Below are 19616 nucleotides of genomic sequence, written 5' to 3' on the forward strand. Positions count from 1 at the left end.
AACTCGGTACGGGGGCGGTGTCGTTAGCGCAGAGGCGCTGCCGGGGAAAGATTACTTCTTCTCGGCGTAGACCTCGCGCACGCGCTGGCCAAGGGCTGGGTGCACGTTGGTCCAGTATTCGTAGACGCGCTCCTCGGTCTCCTCGGATACACCGGCCATCGCGTTGGTGATATTGGTGACCAAGCGCTCCTTGGCGGCATCGTCATAGACGTTCTCGTACAGGTCGCGAGCCTGGACAAAGTCATCGTCCTCGGCGTGGCGAACGTATGGTGCACGCACCAAGTCGCTGCCGTGAGACTCCGGATTGATGTAGAGCTCCGCCGCGGTGGTGGTCTCGAGCTGGGAGCGGTCGTTTACAGCGGCGTCGTCAAGCACGCCCGTACCCTTCTCATGGCGGTTGGGCGAATAAACCGGGTCCTCCGGAGCGTTGAAGAGGTACTGCATCGGGCCCTCATGCTCATAAGTATTGACCTGGTCCACGTTCTGCGGCTGGTTGACCGGCAGGTGCTTATAGTTCGGTCCGATGCGGTAACGCTGCTGGTCAGCGTAAGCAAAGACGCGAGCCTGCAGCATCTTATCCGGAGACAGGCCAACGCCGGGCACGATATTGGACGGGTCGAGCGCCACCTGCTCAATCTGGGCAAAGAAGTTACGTGGATTGCGGTTGAGGACGAAGTAGCCCACATCATGCAGCGGGTAGTCCTTCTTGGACCAGACCTTGGTCAGGTCGAAGGGGTTGAAGCGGTAATTCTCCGCCTCATCCAGCGGCATGATCTGCACCTTCACGTCCCAGATCGGGTAGTTGCCTTCCTCGATGGCATTGTAGAGATCCTCGCGGTGGCAATCCGGGTTCTGGCCGGCGGTGGTAGTGGCCTCTTCATCGGTGAAGTTCTCCACGCCCTGGCGGGACTTGAAGTGGTACTTGACCCAGAAAGCCTCGCCTTTCTCATTGACCCACTGGAAGGTATGGGAGCCGTAGCCATTCTGGTGGCGGGTGGACTTCGGGGTGCCGCGGTCACCCATCAGATAGGTGACCTGGTGTGCAGATTCCGGGTTGCGGGTCCAGAAGTCCCACTGCATATCGGCATCGCGCAGGCCATTGGTGCCCAGGCGCTTCTGGGAGTGGATGAAGTCTGGGAACTTAATGCCATCGCGGATGAAGAAGACCGGGGTGTTATTGCCCACGATGTCGAGATTGCCTTCTTCGGTGTAGAAACGCAGGGCAAAGCCGTGCACATCGCGCCAGGTATCCGGGGAGCCTTGCTCGCCAGCCACGGTGGAAAAGCGGCCCATCATCGGGGTAACGGTGCCCTTCTGGAAGACCTTGGCCTTGGTATAGGCAGAGACATCTTCCGTGATGTGCAGCTCGCCGAAGGCGCCGTGGCCCTTAGCGTGCGGCGTGCGCTCCGGCACGCGCTCGCGGTTGAAGTGCGCGAGCTTTTCAATGAGGTGGATATCATTCAGCGCCACCGGGCCCTGCTGGCCGGCGGTCACCGAGGTGTTTTCGGACGGCACCGGCTGGCCCGAGGGGCGGGTGGTATTTCCCTTGCCAGCGGCGCGCTGGCCCTTGTTCAGGATGTCATCAGCGGTAAATTCACTCATTCTTGCCTCCTGGCAATTCGCGGTCAGTTCGCTCCAGTGTGGCAAAACTTTGCACGGTTGTCAGGGCTCGACAAAGAGAGTAAGGGGTGCTGGTAGATTCATTCAGGTGACCCACCACTCCGCAGCAGACGACGCCCGCGTCACCGACCTTGCCCTTCGGGCCGGTCGCGGCGACCGCGCGGCACTGACGGAGTTTATCAAGGCCACCCAGGATGATGTGTGGCGTTTGCTGGCGCACTTGGGCGGGCCCGAGGGGGCTGACGATCTCACCCAGGAGACCTATCTCCGCGTCATCAGCGCCTTGCCGCGGTTTGCGGCGCGGTCCTCCGCGCGCACGTGGCTGCTCTCCTTGGCCCGGCGCGTGTGGGTGGATAATATTCGCCACGATATGGCCCGGCCGCGAAAGTCTGCCACCGAGTACGAAGACGCGATGGGTGCGGCGCCGGAAGACTCCGCGGCGTGGAGCGACTGGATCGATGCCCGTACGCTTATCGACGCCCTCCCGGCCGACCGCCGCGAAGCCCTCATCCTTACCCAAGTGCTGGGCTATACCTATGAGGAGGCGGCCAAGATTGCTGGCGTGCGCGTGGGCACCATCCGCTCCCGCGTGGCGCGCGCCCGCAAGGATCTCATCGCGGGGACAGGGTAATACCCCCAAATAGTCCCCTGGGCTTACGGAGTTAATTTCACTCCCAAATTGTTACGCTCTGGTTACCTTGTGCCCCACGGGCCCCAAATTTTGGCACTTAGCTGCGCTTTACGCGCCACGGCCGGGGTAAATGAGGCCACAGTTGGGGCGATTCTTGCCCGAAATATCTGTCCGATGTGTGGTTTATTAGTTGTGTACACACGTGATAAATCGACCGTCGATCCGGGCCCGCGCGATACCAATGCCGGGCCCGGCGCGTGTGAGTAAGAGAGTTTCTCCCTTTCATGTTAAAACGCGCAATCGGAATTTCCATGGCGTTTATCGGCGTCGTCGTGGGCGCAGGCTTCGCCTCCGGCCAGGAGGCCATGCAGTACTTCGTGGCCTTTGGTAACTGGGGCCTGTGGGGTATCGCCCTGGCCGCTGGTTTGATGATGATCACCGGCATCTCCATCCTGCAGCTCGGCTCCTACTTCCAAGCCGAGGAGCACACCGCTGTCTACGACAAGGTCGCATCGCCGTTTACCGCCAAGATTTTGGACTGGTCCACCCTGGTGACCCTGTTCGCCATCGGCTTCGTCATGTTCGCCGGCGGCGGTGCGAATATCAATCAGCAGTTCCCGTCCATCCCAGTATGGGTGGGCGCCACCGCCATGCTGATTTTGGTGCTGATCGTCGGCCTGATGGATGTCGACCGAGTAACTGCGGTCATCGGTACCATCACCCCATTCATCATTATCTTCGTGGTGATTGCCACCGGCTACACCATCTTGAATGCGGACGTTGATTTCTCTGCCATGAATGACTGGGCGGTCAATAATGTTGATACCTCGCTGCCTAATTGGTGGCTAGCCGCACTGAACTACACCGGCCTGAACGTGATGACGGCAGTATCCATGTCCATCGTTATTGGCGGTAACTTCCTGGATAACCGCGCAGTTGGCGTCGGTGGCCTCATTGGCGGCCTGCTCTATCTCATCCTGTTGGCACTGTTGGTCTTCGCCCTCTTCTTCGAGGCAGAGACCGTCAACGGCCAGGACATGCCGGTACTGAGCCTGATTACCAGCATCCACCCAGTCTTGGGCGTGCTGATGACCTTTGTCATTTACGGCATGGTCTTTAATACCGCCATCGGCATGTTCTACGCGCTGGGCAAGCGCTTGACCCGCAATAACCCCAAGCGCTTCTACCCGGTTTATGCCGGCGCCTGCATCATCGGCTTCATCTTGTCCTTCGTGGGCTTCCAGGCCTTGGTCAGCAACGTCTACCCAATCCTGGGCTACCTCGGACTGCTGATGATCGTGGTAATGGTCTTTAACCGCATCAAGAACGGCAGCAAGCTCGCGGACGAGTCCGACCGCCGCATGCGCGCCCACGAGCTGGTGTCCCGCCGCCTGGACCCGCGCAAGCGCTTTACCAAGAAGAACGAGCGCGAGCTGCGCAAGCTGGCTGCAGCATCCAATATGGAAACCACCGAGTTCGTCACCAATATCGCAGAAGAGATCCACGAGGAGCTCGAAAATGATGATGATATTGAGTATGACCGCGAAGATCCGGAGCCGTCCGTGACCTACGTGCAGCACACCAAGCCGGAGGTTCCGTCGTCCACTAGCGACCTCGACTTTGGCAAGAAGGATTCCGCGGCGGGTAGCGCCAAGGGCACCGGCACCGGAACTGCTAAGCCGGTCTCTGAGAACTAACTCCTCCGCCTGCAGCGCAAAAGCTCGGCGCCCCCTTTCCCGTAGCTAGGAAGGAGGCGCCGAGCTTTTTATTGTGCCTTGCGGCGCACTGGTGTGGGCTTAGACGAGCAGCTCTGCAATCTGGATGGTGTTAAGAGCAGCACCCTTGCGCAGGTTATCGCCGGCGACGACGAGCACGAGGCCCTTGTTATCGTCCACCGTCTGGTCTTGGCGGATGCGGCCGACCAAGGACTCGTCGATGCCGGTGGCGGCGAGCGGAGTGGGGACGTCGGCAAGCGTAACGCCCGGAGCGCCACCCAAAAGCTCGGTGGCCTGCTCTGGGGTGATGGGCTTATCGAACTCGGCGTGAATGGTCAAAGTGTGGCCGGTGAAGACCGGGATGCGCACGCAGGTGCCCGCTACCTTCAGCTCCGGAATGTCCAGGATCTTGCGGGATTCGTTACGCAGCTTTTGTTCCTCATCGGTCTCCAGAGAGCCATCATCAACGAGGTTGCCAGCCATCGGCAGGGCGTTATAGGCGATAGGCGCCACGTACGGGCCAAAGTCTTCGTCATTAAGCGCGGAACCATCGTGGACCAAGCCCACATTGTGCTCACCGACGGAATAGACCTGTGCGGCCAGCGCCTGCACGCCTGCCAGACCGGAGCCAGACACAGCCTGGTAGGAGGACACGTGGAGCTTATTCAGGCCAGCAGCGTCGTGGAGGACCTTCAGCACCGGCATGGCCGCCATGGTGGTGCAGTTCGGGTTCGCGATGATGCCCTTCGGGGTGTTCTTGACTGCCTCGGGGTTGACCTCGGAAACGATGAGGGGAACCTCTGGGTCCTTGCGGTAAGCCGAGGAATTATCCACCACGGTCGCGCCGGCCGCGGCGAATACCGGGGCCCACTGCTTAGAGGTGGAGCCGCCGGCGGAAAACAAGGCAATATCGACATCGGCAACGGATTGCTCGGTGACCTCAGCAAGGTCTTCTACGGTAATCTGCTCGCCGCGAAATTCCAGCTCGGTGCCGGCGGAGCGAGACGAGGCGAAAAAGCGCACCTTATCCGCCGGGAAATTGCGTTCTTCCAAGATGGAGCGCATAACGCGGCCGACCTGGCCGGTAGCGCCTACGACTGCAACAGTGGTCATGACTTAAAAATCCTCTGTAGTTGCTTTTAGGTATTTAACGTCCGGTTCCAGCATAAACCGTGGCTTCTTCTTCGCCACCAAGCTGGAACTTATCGTGCAGCGCACGAGCTGCCTTATCCAGGTCAGCCTCGCGGGTGAGCACGGAGATGCGGATTTCGGAGGTGGAGATGAGCTCCATATTGACATCGACGTCGCGCAGGGCCTCGGTAAACTCGGCGGTCACGCCCGGGTGGGACTTCATGCCGGCACCGACGAGGGAGACCTTGCCCACTTGGTCGTCGTAAAGCACATTGGCCCAGCCACCTTCGGACTTCAGCTTGGTCAACAGCTCCATGGCGCGTGGACCGTCAGCACGCGGGCAGGTGAAGGTGATGTCGGTGGTGCCATCCTCCAGGGAGGAGACGTTTTGCAAGACCATGTCAATATTGATCTCTGCATCGGCAATGACACGGAAAACCTTCGCTGCCTCCCCGGGGCGGTCCGGGATTCCAAGGACGGTGACCTTTGCCTCGGACTTATCGGTTGCTACACCAGTTAGTACTGCTTCTTCCACAGGGATATCCTCCATTGATCCGGTAACTAGGGTGCCGGGGTCATTTGAATAAGACGAGCGAACTCGCAAGGGTACATTGAACGCGCGGGCATATTCCACGCTGCGCAGAACCAAAATCTTGGAACCTACCGCGGCCATCTCCAGCATCTCCTCGAAGGAGAGCTTCTCTAGCTTCTGCGCGTCCGGGACGATGCGCGGGTCTGCGGTATACACGCCATCGACATCGGAATAGATCTCGCACACGTCCGCATTCAGCGCGGCTGCTAGCGCCACCGCGGTGGTATCGGAACCGCCGCGGCCCAGCGTGGTGACATCGCGCGATTCCTTATTAACTCCCTGGAAGCCGGCGACGATGCAGATCTTGCCCTCATCGAGAGCTTCGGTCAGGCGGCCTGGGGTAACGTCCACGATGCGGGCATTGCCGTGGCGCTCGGTGGTGAGCACGCCGGCCTGGGAGCCGGTAAAGGACTGGGCATGAGCACCCAAGGATTCCACGGCCATGGCCACCAGCGCATTGGAGATGCGCTCGCCCGCGGTCAGCAGCATGTCCATTTCGCGCCGTGGTGGCACGGGGTTGACCTGGGCGGCAAGGTCGAGCAGCTCATCGGTGGTATCGCCCATGGCGGAGCACACCACGACGACGTCATTGCCCTGCTTCTTGGTGGCCACGATGCGTTCCGCAACGGCGCGAATGCGGTCTGCGGATTCGAGGGATGAACCGCCATATTTTTGCACGATCAGGGCCACGGTAAGGATGCCGCCTTTCGTCTTTCAAGGCACCCCTGGCGCGTGCGTCCGCACACCACCAGAAATACCTGTCGGTCATTAGTCAAATACCCATGCTACCCCGCAGGGGCCTAGTCCTCATCATAATTCCTAGACAATGCTTGCTTTTTATTCACACACCCCGAGCGTAAAGCGCGCCATGCGCCGGCCGTCCCCCTATAGAGAAAAACGCGCGCCATGCAGCGCAGAATATGCATATAACAGGAATCTTTACTACCGTTGAGCGGGTGTTAAGCAACCTCCTCGCCATCTTTTTCGCGCTCGCATCCGCGCTGACGGTTGCTTGGGGCACGGTCGTCCGCCACCGCATTGCCCTCGACGCCGATGATTCGGTCATGCGTGCCGCCATGTCTAACCCCTTGTGGTGGGTGGGCACCGCGGCCGCGATTGGCGCCTACGGCCTGCAGGTTATCGCGCTCGGCTTCGGCACCTTGCTGGTCGTCCAGCCCATCTTGGTGCTGTCCTTGATGTTTACCCTGCCGCTCTCGGCATGGTACTCCGGCCGTAAGATGCCCTTCCACGAGGTTTTCTGGTCCATTGCGCTGACCATTGCGGTGGGCATCATGGTCATCTACGGCCGGCCGGTTGCCGGCAATCCCCGCCCAGAATGGAGCGATTGGTGGCCGGCGCTCCTCATAGGGTTAGCCACCCTCGCAATCCTCGGCGCGGCGGCCGCAAAGCTACCGGATCAGCGCCCCTTGGCATTGGGCACGGCCTGCGGCGTTATTTATGGCTTCGTCGCCCTGCTTTCTAAGGCCGTGGTGGATATTTTCACTCATGAAGGCCTCGCCACCCTATTGGCGAGCTGGCAGTTCTACGGCCTCATCGGCCTCGCGCTCACCGGCACGGTGGTACAGCAATATTCCTTCAACGCCGGCCCCCTGGCCCATTCCCTGCCGGCCATGACCATCTTTGAGCCCATCGTGGCCTTCGGCTTGGGATACATGGTCCTGGGAGAGAAATTCCTCATCGATACGGCCGTCGGTTGGGCAATTATGCTCATCGCCCTAACCGTCATGGTGCTGTCCACCATCGTGCTCTCCCGCAGCCCGGTGAGCCAGCGCGGTTAGATGGCCCACTCAAATACGCCGAGCATATAGGCCGAAAACCACGCGCCAAACAGGGCCCAGGCAATAACCGCCACGCTTGCCGACGCCCCCTTTTTCACCCACGGCAACAACACGATCACCGCCGGCAGGAGCAGCCGGGGCCGCGAGTGCATGATGCCATCAGAAAGCAGCACATTGGCCATGAGGACGGCGGAAAATAGCCAGGCCGCCAACGGCAGGCGACGCCATGCCAGCACCAGGCATACCGGGGCAGCGATCATTACGCCGGCACTGAGCAGGTAGCCGCCATTGGTGGCCCCAGTCAGCGTCTCCCACAGCCACATAGCCGTGGCTTTGCCGCCATCAAAGCCGGAATTCCAATGTTCTTTCTGGATACCAAAATAACCGCCGACATCTTTCAAGTGGCTGCTCGACCACCACAAATAGCCCACCAGCGACACGACGGAAAACGCCACCGCGGCCCAGGCTCGCCAGTCCTTTCGGGCCCGCACCAGCACCATAAGCCCAAAGACCGCAACGAGGTCCACCGCGGTAAGGCGCACGAGCCCGGCCACAAAGATATACGCCGCGGCGGCCCACCAGCGCTCGCCCACCAGCGCCACTACCGCCCAGATAGCCAGTGCCCCGAAAAGCGCCTCGGTATACGGCATAGAAAACACGATGGACATCGGCGCGCTGGTTACCACTACGGCGCTGAGCACTTGGGCCCACTTTCCCATGCCCATCTGCGCGGCTAGGGCCATCACCCCGGCGGCCAGCGCGATGCTAAAGAGCACGTTGAGCGCGATGGCAGTGCCAGCCTCACCGGTTCCCAAGATGCCGCTTACCGCACGCACCAGGAAGGGAAAGCCTGGAAAGAAGGCCATGGTTGTCTCATGGACCGGCCCATCCGTAGAGATATCCGCACCGAAGTACCCGCCGCGGGCAATTTCTACGTAGTGCTTGGCGTCCCACTTATTGAGCAGTCCCCAGAGCTTATCGTCCTGCACGGCGGCCACCGCCGCGAGCACGCCCACGCGCACTGCGGCTCCGATGAGCGCAACGAGCGCGGCAGGCGCCCACAAGGAGCGCAGTATGGACGACGAGTTGGATGCGGAATGGCGGGCAGTAGACACGAAAGGCATAGTACCGTACCGCCGTCGCGTCTCATTGAATGAAATCTCTTGCCACATAGTGAGAGAGCCTGTAGTGTGACCGATATGACACAGCGGATTGACCTACTCCTTATCTGCCGCGGCGGGATTTCGGCCTAAGCACTGGCCAGCGCCCCGTCGCGGAGTCCGGCTACCCAAGCCCAGCTGGCCGTCTCCCCACAGACACCACAGACAAGGAAACCGCACCATGTCCCCCACTGACTCTTTTATCAGCGCCCCTCGCGATATCACCACCCCCAACGGCCCACGCCGCGAGGGACAGCCCGCGTGGAATAAGCAGCGCGGCTCCGCCATGCCCCACGAGCGTTACCAGCCCTTCGCCATCGAGGTGGAAGACATCGATCTGCCGGACCGCACGTGGCCCAGCAAGAAAATCACGCACGCCCCGCAGTGGTGCGCGGTGGATCTGCGCGATGGCAACCAAGCGCTCATTGATCCCATGAGCCCAGAGCGCAAACACCGCATGTTCGACCTGCTGGTCAAAATGGGCTACAAGGAAATCGAGGTCGGCTTCCCGTCCGCCTCCCAAACGGATTTCAACTTCGTCCGCGAAATCATCGAGGGCAATAAGATTCCCGATGACGTCACCATCCAGGTACTAGTCCAGGCCCGCGAACACCTGATCCGCCGCACCTTTGAGGCCTGCGAGGGCGCCAAAAACGTCATCGTGCACTTCTATAACTCCACCTCGAAGCTGCAGCGCCAAGTGGTCTTCCGCAAGGACAAGCCCGCCATTAAGAAGCTGGCTACCGACGCCGCCGCACTCATCAAGTCCATCGCTGCGGACTACCCGGATACCACGTGGCGCTGGGAGTACTCCCCCGAATCCTTCACCGGCACCGAGCTGGACTTCGCCCGCGAGGTCTGCGATGAGGTAGTAGAAATCATGGATCCCTCCCCGGATAATCCGATGATCATCAACCTGCCCTCCACCGTGGAGATGATCTCGCCCAATGTCTACGCCGATTCCATCGAGTGGATGCACCGCAATTTGGCCCGCCGCGAGGACATTTTACTCTCGCTGCACCCGCACAATGACCGCGGCGAGGGAATTGCCGCCGCCGAGCTGGGCTTTATGGCCGGCGCAGACCGCATCGAGGGCTGCCTATTTGGCAACGGCGAGCGCACCGGCAACGTCGATCTCATCACCCTGGGGCTGAACATGCTCACCCAAGGCGTGGACCCACAGATTGACTTCTCCGATCTGCCGCAGATCCGCGAAACCGTCGAATACTGCAACCAGCTGCGCGTGCCGGAGCGCCACCCCTATGGCGGCGAGTTGGTCTTTACCGCCTTTTCCGGTTCCCACCAAGACGCCATCAACAAGGGCCTCGATGCACTGGCGGCTACCATCCGCCCCGGTGCGAACAATACCGAGGTCTCGTGGGAAGAACTGCGCGAGGCCATCTGGGAGGTTCCCTACCTGCCCATCGATCCGAAGGACGTGGGCCGCGACTACCAGGCGGTCATCCGCGTCAACTCCCAGTCCGGCAAGGGCGGCGTTGCCTACATCATGAAGACCGACCACGGCATCAATATGCCGCGCGCCATGCAAGCGGAATTTTCCACCGTGGTACAAGAAATCACCGACTCCGAGGGCGGCGAGGTCAATTCCAAGAACATGTGGGACATCTTTGCCACCGAGTTCTTGGACCGCGAGACTCCACTGGCCCTAGCGTCCTTCCATATGGACAATGCCCCAACGGACGAGGAGGACGCTGCCGTGACCGCCACCGTGACCTTCCGCGGGGAAAAGTCCACCGTCTCCGGCACCGGCAACGGCCCCATCGCGGCGTATGCCAACGCGCTGGAATCCCTGGGCATCGACTTCGAGGTCATGGAATACTCCCAGCAGTCCCGCTCCGCCGGCGACGACGCCGAGGCCGCCTGCTATATCGCAGCCGACGTTAACCAGAACAAGGTGTGGGGCGCCGGCATCGCCGGATCCACCACGCGGGCTTCCATTAACGCAATTAACTCCGCCGTCAATCGCGCCCTGGCCTAAGCCCGGTCGCCGGTGCTGCACACCAGTGCCGCACCCTGGCGTGGTAGAAGGGTGGGTATGCCTTCTTCTACCTACCTCATTCCGCACCGCGGCTTGGGCGCCGTGCAGGCCCTGCCCGTCTATGGTGCGCAGACGAAGGAAAACCAGGAGTTCACCGTCACCTTGGCGCCCCGCGAGGACGGTGGCCTGGAGGTGCGCACCGACTCCCCCATCGGGCACATCACCAGCGCAGACCGCGCCGAATACCCCGAGATAGATCTGCTTTTTCGCGCTGGGCTCACTCCTGCAGCTACGGCCGCGCCGCAGCCCGATGGTTCCCTATCCCTGCTGTTGCCTCGGCCGGGCCTCTGCCTGCCGGCCAATAACCCGCCGGCCGGTCCGTGGACGATGCTGGGCTATGCCCCACCCATCAACATCACCGACCTGCCCGCGGATTTAGATATTCCTGCCCACGCGCGCATGCACGTATTGGTGACGCTTTCACCCAGCACCACCGGATCCGGCGCCGATGCTTATTTGGGCCCGCAGTGGGTGGGGCGGCTGGATGGGGTGGACGTCGCCAAGCAGGGCACAACCCTGGCCCATGCCTACCATGCGCCGCGCAGCGCCGGCCGGGTGCTCAGTATCTATGCGGGTGCGCCGCTGCCGGATTCAAAGGAGGCCTCGCTTGCCGACGCCACCCCTACCTCCCCCGCCGCCACCGAAACCTTCGAAACCACAAGCTTTCGCGCCGTCAACGTCGATGACTCCGCACCGCGCCGCCAGCAGTGGTGGCCTACCCTCATTGCCCTTCTGGTAATTGCGGTGCTTATCGCCGTACTTATTTTTATTCTGTAGGAACTTTTGGGCAGGATAACACCCCGTTCTCGCCGGTTTGGGAAATTGGAAATCGCCCCTAGCGATGCTTAAAATGCGAAGTAACAATTGTCCGCATGGAAAGGCCCCAATGACTTCGCTGGATTCCGCCACCTACGTGGTCCCTGACCACGGTTTTGGCGTGATCCATAACCTGCCTATTGCGGATGTTTCGCCGGAGATTTTCAGCGACTTGCTCGAGTCCGCTGCTGCGGAAGACGGGTACCTATCCGCGGAACTCGGCCCCCGCACCGCCGAGGAAGGCTTCGCGATTCGGATCGGTGACTCACTTGTGGGCCACCTCAGTTCTGCCGATTCCCAGGCCTATGCCCTCTTTGACTGGATTCTCAGCGCCGGCCTGCACCCACGCGCCACCGCCCATGTGAGCATGACGAATGCCGCTGGGGAAGAATGGCCCACGCTAAACCTGCTCCTGCCGGCGCCGCACCTGTGCATTCCCGCCAATAACCCGCCGGCGCAGCGCTGGACCATGCTGCCCGGCGAGACCACCGCCACGCTGACGGAGTTTTCCAAGGACGTCACCGCCTTTCCGCACACCGACGAGCACTACCTCGTTTCTTTGCGCACCCGCGGTTTCCTGCGCCGCAATACCGTCGACGTCTATATCAATAGCACCTTCTTAGGCTCCCTTCCCCGGGAAGCCGCCCGCGAGATCGCCCCCGCCGTCCTCGACTGCACCAAGACCGGCCGCCTCGCCATTGCCCACGGTTACTTCCACTACAACGCCGATGACCGCCCCGCGCTCACCATTTATGCGCATAACGCCGCCAATAAGCACCACGCGGGCCTAATTTTGGGCGTCGTCGCCGGTGGCACCGCCATCATGTCCGCTGCTACCGCAGCTCGCGCTCAGGCTGCATCCACTGTCCCCGGCGGCCCCGCTACCGGTGTCTCTACCGCTGGCACCTCCGCAGCCAGCGGTTTCAGCGTCACCTCTGCCGCCGGTGCATCCGGCGCATCCGGTGCCGTGACCTCGAACCTGCTGGCCGCAGCCGGCGTCGCCGTGCTCGTTGGTGGCGGTGCCACCGTAGCCACCAACCTGCTGAGCGAGGACGAAGCCCTTTCAGACACCAACACGCATTCCACCGCGCCCGCTCCGGAAGACAACCATTCCTCCCTCGATTCTTCCCACTTCGACGGCAATGGCCCCAAGCGCCCCGCGCACCCCGCCACGCCGCGCATCCACGATGCCGGCCCCACCAGCGGTACCTCAGCTCAGCCCCCGCTTGCCGACGCCCCCTCCACTTCGCAAACCACGAAGAAGCCCAGCGCGACGCATTCTCCTCACGCTGACCGCGCCCAAGCCCCTGCCGCCGACAACCGACGTGGCCACCACAGCGAACCCCGCGGCGGCCACCACGGCGAGGATTCCCAGGCAATTTCCCGCGCCGCCTCCGCCGCGACCGCTGCCGCCATGGCCGCAGCCAATGACGTCGCCTCGGCCCCAGCCCCGGCACCGGCACCGTCTCGGACCACGCCTGCCTCGACGCCATCCTCCAGCTCGGAACCCGCACCCGAGGTAGCAGCCAAGGGACCGACCGCAACCTCCTCGTCCTCCCAGTCTGCCGAGCCTTCCGATCTGCCGACCCCAAGCGCGTCTACCTCGGAAAAGACAACTTCCGAGGAAACGACGACTGAAACTACCACCGCAGCCTCGACGGAAAAGCAGACCGCAGAGCCTTCCAGCTCCGCCACCAGTTCTGCCACGAGCGAGCCAACGTCTGAGCCGACCCAGGCTGCAGACCCGTCTACGCCTACCTCGGCGCCTGAGTCTTCGGAACCACAGTCCTCGGAGTCGACCGCGCCTACGACGACGTCTACGTTGCTCACCTCGGAGTCCGAGCCAGAGCCGGCGCCGGATACCACTATCCCAGGTTCCGAGCTCGAACCAACGCCAGAGCCGGAGACCACTGCACCTACGACGACGATCCCTGGCTCTGAACTCGAACCCACCCCGAAGCCAGAACCAGAGATCACCGTAGAGCCTGAACCGGCACTGCCTACTACGGACCGCGGCGCACCGGATGAACCGGAGGTGCCCCTGGTACCGCTCGAGCCGGAGGAGCCGCAGCAGTCGGAGGAACCGGGGCGACCTGAAGAGCCCGAGGAGCCAACGACCCCGCCGAAGGTCATCGTCATCGTCGCCGAAAATTAAGCGGCGCGCCCTGTCCCCCTGCACGAAATGCGGGATACTACACTGAGTTTAATGAACAACACACCTGGCCCCTCCCCGCAGCACACGCCGGCGTCGGCCCCAGCGCCGTCGCCCGCGACGGTGGCTTCGCGCCACGCGGCCAGGTCCACAGCGCCCAAACCGGGCACAGAACAGCGACGCGCCCGGCCGCGCCGCGCGGTGCGACCGTCCGGTGAACCGGACGCCGCAAAACCCAAGCCGATACCAAAGCCAAAGCCGCACCCATCTGCCCGCCACGAGCGACCTGCCGCGCCGAAAGCGGCTAACCAGAAGCCACAGCAGCCGCAGCAAGCCGACTCATCCACCGATGCGGCCGACTACCCCTACGTGGCGCTGACCCTACAGACCACCGGCATCCACCCCAGCACCGGGCGCATCGTGACTATCGACGCCATCGCATTCAACGACGCCGGCGAACAAGGCCAGCTCTTCCACGCCGTCCTCAAGCCCGATATCGATGCCGGCCCGCGCCACCTCCACGGGCTGAGCACCACCGATATTGAGCAGGCTCCCGCCTTTGGCAAAATCCTTAAATCGCTGGACAAGCTTATCGATGGCCGCACGCTCATCGTCCACGATCTCCCCTATACCTGGGGCTTTATCGTCGCCGAGGCCCGCCGCGCCATGATGGCCGCCGCGCGCCAAAACCGTGCCCGCAACCGCGGCCGCAACAAGGGCCGCCGGCGCCGCCAAAAGGTCGGACACGTCCCCACACCGGTTCGCATTATCGATACCTTGGCCACCTCTTATGCGCAGCAGGTGCGGTCGAATGATGTGCGTTTAGGGGGCGTCGCCAAGCAGAGCGGCCTGGACGCCACGCCGAAAGCCTCGGTGGAGCGCGCCGGCCGGCCCGAGCCGGAAACCTCACGCGAGAACACCGAGCTGCTCATCGCGCTCTACCGCCAGCAAGAAGGCGGAACTGTGCGCAGCTATGCGCCCGAAGACGTGCGCGCCGATCGCTTCGGCCTGCAACGCTCCCACGTGCGCGTCGACGCCGCCGAGGCCCCCGTCCAGCACCACAATCCCGGCAAATACGAACCGGGCAAGGAGCTGCGCCGCGGCATGGAGATCGTGGTCGCACCGGAAATCCTCGAGGATCCGGACACCATCATCGCCGCGCTCATGCGCGAGGAGCTCAATTATTCGGAAAAGCTTACCCGCGAGTCCTCCCTGGTAGTCTGCAATGTCACCACGGATCTGGTGGGAAAGCCCATGCATGCCCACCGCAAGGGCATTCCGCTGATGTCGGATGCCGCGTTTCTTGACGCCCTCACGCGCATCGAAGACGCCGAGCCCGAACCCGAATCCGCTAAGCCTGCGCCGCGCGCCCAATGCTCGCCGCAGCACAACAAAAAGGGCGGCGGGAAGAACAACAAGCGGCGCCGGCGCCGCGGTGGCCGCGGCAGAGGCCGACGAAATTCTGGCGGCTCGGCGGGGAAAAAGAACGACTAAGCTGCCCGCCCGACTACCCTAGGGGACATGAGTTTTAGAGTCCCGGGTGCGCTGAAGAAGTTGCGCACCACCACTGCCACAACCGCCGCGAAGCTGGCCACCACCGCTTCCCGCGCCACCGGCCGTGGCGCCGGCGGAATGATCGGTGGTCTAATCGCCAATGCCATTGACCCCTCCATCATGACCAACCTGGGCGGTGGGCGCCCGGCCGTGCTGGTTACCGGCACCAACGGCAAGTCCACTACCACCCGCATGTTGGCCGCGGCGGTCCGCGCCGAGCACACCGTAGCCACCAACGACGGCGGCGACAACATGGACGCCGGCATCATCTCCGCCCTCATGGCCGGCAAGGACGCCTCGCACCTGGTCCTCGAGGTGGACGAGCTCCACGTGCCCCACGTGGCCGATAACCTCAACCCGCAGGCCCTGGTCCTGCTCAACCTCACCCGCGACCAGCTGGACCGCGTGGGTGAAATCAACAAGATTGAGCGCGCACTGCGCGGCGCCGTGGAGGCTCACCCAGACATGCTCGTCATCGCCAATTGCGACGACGTGCTCATGACCTCCGTGGCCTATGACGCCAAGAATGTCATTTGGGTCTCGGCCGGCGCCGGCTGGCTCGGCGATTCCGTCACCTGCCCGCGCACCGGCGGGCACGTCGTGCGCACCGAGGATGACTGGTACGCTGTTAAGCCGCTTGCCGACGGCCGCGAATTCCGCCGGCCGCAGCCTACCTGGGGCGTCGATAAGCGGGGCATCATCACCCCGACCGCCAAGCGTCCGCTGAACCTGGCGCTGCCCGGCCGCGCGAACCGGGGCAACGCCGCCCAAGCCATCGCCGCGGCCGTGCAGGGCTTCGGTGTGGACCTCGATAAGGCCATTGCGGCCGCCGAAGGCATCGACGACGTCGCCGGCCGCTACTCCACCATCCACTGGAAGGGCCGCGAAATTCGTCTGCTGCTGGCCAAGAACCCGGCCGGTTGGCAAGAAGCGCTGTCCATGGTGGACCGCAGCGCCGATGGCCTGGTCATTGCCACCAACGGCCAGGTGGCCGATGGCATCGACATGTCCTGGCTGTGGGACGTGAAATTCGAAGGCTTCAATGGCTTAAGCGTCAAGGCCGCCGGCGAGCGCGGCACCGACCTCGCCGTGCGCCTGGTCTACGCGGATATCTCCCACGAGCTCATCCCAGACCCTATGGACGCGCTCGCCGCCTGCCCGGAGGGCCGCATCGAGGTCCTCGCCAACTACACCGCCTTCCGCGATTTGAAGAAGGCGCTTTCCAAGGAGGCCACCAATGCTTAATATCGGCCTAGTGCTTCCCGACGTCCTCGGTACCTACGGCGACGACGGCAACGCCCTCGTCCTGCGCCAGCGCGCCCGCATGCGCGGCTTCGAGGCGGAGATTCACCCCATCCGCTTGGGCGAGCCCGTGCCCGAGACGCTGGATATCTACACCCTCGGCGGCGGCGAAGATACCGCGCAGATCCTGGCCGCGGACCACCTGATTTCCGATGGTGGCCTTACCCGCGCCGCTAACGCAGGCCGCCCCATTTTTGCCATTTGCGCCGGCCTGCAGGTCCTGGGCGAATCCTTCCGCGCCTCCGGCCGCATCGTCGACGGCGTCGGGCTGCTCGACGCCACCACGGCCGGCATGCAGGACCGCGCCATCGGCGAGGTAGCCTCCGAGCCCACCCGCGCCGGTGTCACCGCGGACCTCACCGAGCCGCTGACCGGCTTTGAAAACCACCTGGGTGCCACCATCCTCGGCCCGTCCGCGCAGCCGCTTGGCACGCTCACCCGCGGCAATGGCAACGCCGACCAGGCCGCCACCGCCGACCTCAGCGACGGCTCCGCCCAGCGCACCTACGAAGGCGCCGTCCAAGGCAGCGTCATCGCCACCTATATGCACGGCCCGGCGCTGGCCCGAAACCCGCAGCTGGCCGATCTCCTCCTCGCCCAGGCCATGGGCGTGGCCCTCGCGGACCTCGAGCCGATTGATATCCCGGCCGTCGACCGCCTGCGCGTCGAACGTTTCAACGCCTCCGAGCCCCCGCGCTCCCAAAGATAGGCCCACACCTGTGGATAACTTCGCCCAGCGGCCGCGAAACCCCCAAGTTATCCACAGGCTCGGCCGCCACCCCTTGTAGCCGCGTGCCCCCGCCCATAGGCTGCGGGGCATGACGTTATTGGAGCAGCTGGGCGACATCGCTAAGCGCGGCGTGGAACTTCTCGAAGAGGCCCACGCCGCCTCTAGCCTGCCCTTGCCCGCGGACCAAGCGCGCACCGTGCGCCGCACCGCCGCGGCCTTCCTCTCGCCCACCAGCCACTCGCGCTACCAATCCCGCGCCCTGGCCGCCGCGCGCCGCAACCAGCACAGCCTGGAGACCCTCGCGCTCATCGCCCGCCGCTCGCGCGGCATTTCTGACCCCACCAAACGCTGGCAATTTCGCGAGAAGCTGTGCGCCACCGCCGGCACCACCGCGCAGGTCTCGCGCGCGGCGACTCGGCTGCTGCGCGAAATCAACCCGCCGCCCGAGCGCGAGGACGGCGGCCGCCGTATCATGCACGGCGAGAAAACTACTCTGAGTTTCACCGGCCCCGCCGCGCAGATGGCCGATATCTGGGCCGCCGCCAAGTCCGACCCGCTGGCCTGGCTCACCGGTTCCCGCGCCGCCGCGGCCGCGACCGTGACCACAAATGTCATCATGGAGCTGCCGGATTACCTGAAAATCCTGACAGGCGACGGCGACGACATCCGCCTCGCGATGACCAATGGCGCGACCATCACCGGCGCCGAACTCGTCCGCCGCACCCTAGCCGGCGCCGGCCTTTTCACGCTCATCCATCCCGAGCGCGGCCCCGTCAATCTCTACCGCACCCGGCAGGCCTCCCCTAAGCAGCGTCGCATGCTCGAGGCCGAAGGCGCCCGCTGCGCCTGGCCCGCTTGCCGACGCCCCGCCTCCGAATGCCAAGCCCACCACCTCATCGAATACTCCCGCGGCGGCCTCACCCACCCCGAAAACATGACGCTGCTCTGCCCGTATCACAACTCCATCAACGGCCTGCCGGGCCGCGGCCGCATGGCCCGCGTCAACGGTCGAATCGCTTGGCTCCCGCCCGCCAGCCGGCACAACGCTACGCCTAGCAGCCCGCATAGCAGCATGCATAGCGGCCACAGCGGTATACACAGCAGCGCAGATAACGGGACGGCCAGCAGAGCGCACGGCCCGCCGGTGTTCACCGGCCGCGCGCGAACCGGGCCCACGGCCGCCGTCCCCTAGCCCGCGCTTGCGGATTCCCCGCGTTAAATGGTCAGGCGGCCAGAGAGCGCGCGGGACAAGGTGAGCTCGTCCACGAACTCCAGATCGCCTCCGAGCGGCATGCCGGAGGCCAATCTGGTGATCTTCAAATCAGGGAAGTCACGCAGCAACCGCACCAAGTATGCGGCGGTGGCCTCGCCCTCGGTATTGGGGTCGGTGGCGAGAATGACTTCGTGGATGGTGGGGGTGGCGTCGTAAAGCGGGGCTTCAGGGGTGGAATCCGCCAGCTCGCGGTCGGGCAGCACGCCGCCCAGGCGCTGTAGCAGCGTGGAAATATTCAAATCGCGCGGGCCCACATTCGCCAGCGGATCCAGCGCTCCACCCAAGACGTGGTAGCGGCCCTCATACTCGCCGGTGCGCTCGATGACCTGGATATCCTTCGGCTCTTCCACCACGCAAATGGTCGAGGCGTCGCGCTGCGAATTAATGCAGATGCGGCAGACATCCTCGCGGGAAATATTGCAGCAGATGCGGCAAAAGGTCACGCCATCGCGCACCGCGCCCAATGCGTTCTGCAGCCGCTCGATGTCCTCGGGCTCCATGTGCAAAACGTGAAACGCGATGCGCTGCGCTGATTTCGGGCCAATGCCCGGCAGGCGCGAAAACTCGTCGATGAGGTCTTGCAGAGGTCCTTCAAACATCAATTACTCCCAAATCAGCAAAAGGCCGCGGCCCCAACCGGGGCAACGGCCTTTTATCGTATCGCGCGGGCTACTGGTTGCCGCCGAAGACATCCTCAAAAGACGGACCACCCTGGCCGCCCATGCCCTGGGACAGCGGGCCAATCTTCTCCTGTGCCAGGCGGCCGGCCGCAGCGTGGGCCTCCTTGAACGCGCCCATGACCAGATCCTGCAGGGTATCGACGTCCTCTGGGTCCACGACAGACTTATCGATCTGCAGGTCCACGAGCTCGGCGCCGCCGGTCATGGTCACCTTAACCAGGCCGTTACCTGCCTGGCCCTCGACGTTGGTGGCGAGGATTTCTTCCTGCGCCTTCTGCAGGTCCGCCTGCACCTGAGCGGCCTGCGCGATGAGGTCGTTCATGTCATTTGCCTGCTGCATTGGGTCTTGGTCAGCCATGTTGTTTCCTTTCTAAATCAACTGTAAATTTCGCTACCGCCCGA

Annotated in this window: 16 protein-coding genes; 10 read left to right on the forward strand and 6 right to left on the reverse strand. The window is 63.3% G+C overall.

Annotated elements, in window-relative coordinates; genetic code table 11:
- Positions 1-51 precede the first annotated feature (51 nt).
- The gene (locus QP909_RS03410; RefSeq protein WP_284766138.1) at positions 52-1602 is read right to left on the reverse strand and encodes a catalase; all 1551 of its coding nucleotides are present in this window, start codon (positions 1600-1602) and stop codon (positions 52-54) included.
- A gap of 106 nt (positions 1603-1708) precedes the next feature.
- On the opposite strand from QP909_RS03410, the gene QP909_RS03415 reads away from it, so the two are divergent.
- Together QP909_RS03415 and QP909_RS03420 are read left to right on the forward strand one after the other, a co-directional pair.
- On the forward strand, positions 1709-2251 hold the full coding sequence (locus tag QP909_RS03415) for an RNA polymerase sigma factor (protein ID WP_284766139.1): 543 nt from the start codon (positions 1709-1711) through the stop codon (positions 2249-2251).
- A gap of 284 nt (positions 2252-2535) precedes the next feature.
- Entirely contained in the window at positions 2536-3948 is a 1413-nt protein-coding gene (locus QP909_RS03420; RefSeq protein ID WP_284766140.1) for a YkvI family membrane protein, read from the forward strand.
- Between the two features lie 99 nt (positions 3949-4047).
- Here QP909_RS03420 and QP909_RS03425 read toward each other — a convergent pair whose 3' ends face one another.
- Together QP909_RS03425 and QP909_RS03430 are read right to left on the reverse strand one after the other, a co-directional pair.
- A complete protein-coding gene (locus QP909_RS03425; RefSeq protein ID WP_239278455.1) occupies positions 4048-5079 on the reverse strand; it encodes an aspartate-semialdehyde dehydrogenase in 1032 nt (343 codons plus the stop codon).
- Between the two features lie 34 nt (positions 5080-5113).
- On the reverse strand, positions 5114-6379 hold the full coding sequence (locus tag QP909_RS03430) for an aspartate kinase (protein WP_179387282.1): 1266 nt from the start codon (positions 6377-6379) through the stop codon (positions 5114-5116).
- A 230-nt stretch (positions 6380-6609) separates the two neighbouring features.
- Between QP909_RS03430 and QP909_RS03435 the strand changes: the two genes are divergently transcribed.
- Positions 6610-7488: a DMT family transporter gene (locus tag QP909_RS03435; protein WP_284766141.1), complete on the forward strand. Its 879-nt coding sequence runs from the start codon at positions 6610-6612 to the stop codon at positions 7486-7488.
- Here QP909_RS03435 and QP909_RS03440 read toward each other — a convergent pair.
- Positions 7485-8612 carry a mannosyltransferase family protein gene (locus tag QP909_RS03440; RefSeq protein WP_284766142.1) on the reverse strand — a complete coding sequence of 376 codons (1128 nt, stop codon included), beginning with the start codon at positions 8610-8612 and terminating at the stop codon, positions 7485-7487. The genes QP909_RS03435 and QP909_RS03440 overlap by 4 nt on opposite strands.
- A 217-nt stretch (positions 8613-8829) precedes the next feature.
- Here QP909_RS03440 and leuA point away from each other — a divergent pair, with 217 nt between their 5' ends.
- From leuA to QP909_RS03475, 7 genes are all read left to right on the forward strand, one after another.
- Positions 8830-10647: a 2-isopropylmalate synthase gene (leuA, locus tag QP909_RS03445; protein ID WP_284766143.1), complete on the forward strand. Its 1818-nt coding sequence runs from the start codon at positions 8830-8832 to the stop codon at positions 10645-10647.
- Between the two features lie 57 nt (positions 10648-10704).
- Positions 10705-11484 carry a hypothetical protein gene (locus tag QP909_RS03450; protein ID WP_284766144.1) on the forward strand — a complete coding sequence of 260 codons (780 nt, stop codon included), beginning with the start codon at positions 10705-10707 and terminating at the stop codon, positions 11482-11484.
- Positions 11485-11593: 109 nt separating this feature from the next.
- On the forward strand, positions 11594-13678 hold the full coding sequence (locus QP909_RS03455) for a hypothetical protein (protein WP_284766145.1): 2085 nt from the start codon (positions 11594-11596) through the stop codon (positions 13676-13678).
- Positions 13679-13876: 198 nt separating this feature from the next.
- Complete coding sequence (locus QP909_RS03460) at positions 13877-15169, forward strand: DNA polymerase III subunit epsilon (RefSeq protein ID WP_502868557.1); 1293 nt, start codon at positions 13877-13879, stop codon at positions 15167-15169.
- 27 nt (positions 15170-15196) lie between these two features.
- Positions 15197-16474 (forward strand): Mur ligase family protein, encoded by a 1278-nt coding sequence (locus tag QP909_RS03465; RefSeq protein ID WP_150851661.1) that lies wholly within the window; start codon positions 15197-15199, stop codon positions 16472-16474.
- Entirely contained in the window at positions 16467-17240 is a 774-nt protein-coding gene (locus QP909_RS03470) for a type 1 glutamine amidotransferase (protein WP_284766147.1), read from the forward strand. The genes QP909_RS03465 and QP909_RS03470 overlap by 8 nt, the downstream gene beginning before the upstream one ends.
- 109 nt (positions 17241-17349) lie before the next feature.
- Positions 17350-18453 carry an HNH endonuclease signature motif containing protein gene (locus tag QP909_RS03475; RefSeq protein ID WP_284766148.1) on the forward strand — a complete coding sequence of 368 codons (1104 nt, stop codon included), beginning with the start codon at positions 17350-17352 and terminating at the stop codon, positions 18451-18453.
- 23 nt (positions 18454-18476) lie between these two features.
- Here the strand turns inward: QP909_RS03475 and recR are convergent, their stop codons facing one another.
- Together recR and QP909_RS03485 are read right to left on the reverse strand one after the other, a co-directional pair.
- Entirely contained in the window at positions 18477-19133 is a 657-nt protein-coding gene (recR, locus tag QP909_RS03480; protein WP_005323161.1) for a recombination mediator RecR, read from the reverse strand.
- A 70-nt stretch (positions 19134-19203) separates the two neighbouring features.
- Positions 19204-19572, reverse strand: coding sequence for a YbaB/EbfC family nucleoid-associated protein (locus QP909_RS03485; protein ID WP_005327377.1), 369 nt, complete (start codon positions 19570-19572; stop codon positions 19204-19206).
- Positions 19573-19616: the final 44 nt, after the last annotated feature.

The organism is Corynebacterium sp. MSK195 (genome assembly GCF_030228885.1).
Lineage (GTDB): Bacteria > Actinomycetota > Actinomycetes > Mycobacteriales > Mycobacteriaceae > Corynebacterium.

What these genes read in the sequence shown, in the direction of transcription:
- QP909_RS03410 (WP_284766138.1), bottom strand. Translation starts at nt 1,602, where the DNA reads ATGAGTGAATTTACCGCTGATGACATCCTGAACAAGGGCCAGCGCGCC.
- QP909_RS03420 (WP_284766140.1), top strand. Translation starts at nt 2,536, where the DNA reads ATGTTAAAACGCGCAATCGGAATTTCCATGGCGTTTATCGGCGTCGTC.
- QP909_RS03425 (WP_239278455.1), bottom strand. Translation starts at nt 5,079, where the DNA reads ATGACCACTGTTGCAGTCGTAGGCGCTACCGGCCAGGTCGGCCGCGTT.
- QP909_RS03435 (WP_284766141.1), top strand. Translation starts at nt 6,610, where the DNA reads ATGCATATAACAGGAATCTTTACTACCGTTGAGCGGGTGTTAAGCAAC.
- QP909_RS03440 (WP_284766142.1), bottom strand. Translation starts at nt 8,612, where the DNA reads ATGCCTTTCGTGTCTACTGCCCGCCATTCCGCATCCAACTCGTCGTCC.
- leuA (WP_284766143.1), top strand. Translation starts at nt 8,830, where the DNA reads ATGTCCCCCACTGACTCTTTTATCAGCGCCCCTCGCGATATCACCACC.
- QP909_RS03450 (WP_284766144.1), top strand. Translation starts at nt 10,705, where the DNA reads ATGCCTTCTTCTACCTACCTCATTCCGCACCGCGGCTTGGGCGCCGTG.
- QP909_RS03455 (WP_284766145.1), top strand. Translation starts at nt 11,594, where the DNA reads ATGACTTCGCTGGATTCCGCCACCTACGTGGTCCCTGACCACGGTTTT.
- QP909_RS03465 (WP_150851661.1), top strand. Translation starts at nt 15,197, where the DNA reads ATGAGTTTTAGAGTCCCGGGTGCGCTGAAGAAGTTGCGCACCACCACT.
- QP909_RS03470 (WP_284766147.1), top strand. Translation starts at nt 16,467, where the DNA reads ATGCTTAATATCGGCCTAGTGCTTCCCGACGTCCTCGGTACCTACGGC.
- QP909_RS03475 (WP_284766148.1), top strand. Translation starts at nt 17,350, where the DNA reads ATGACGTTATTGGAGCAGCTGGGCGACATCGCTAAGCGCGGCGTGGAA.
- recR (WP_005323161.1), bottom strand. Translation starts at nt 19,133, where the DNA reads ATGTTTGAAGGACCTCTGCAAGACCTCATCGACGAGTTTTCGCGCCTG.
- QP909_RS03485 (WP_005327377.1), bottom strand. Translation starts at nt 19,572, where the DNA reads ATGGCTGACCAAGACCCAATGCAGCAGGCAAATGACATGAACGACCTC.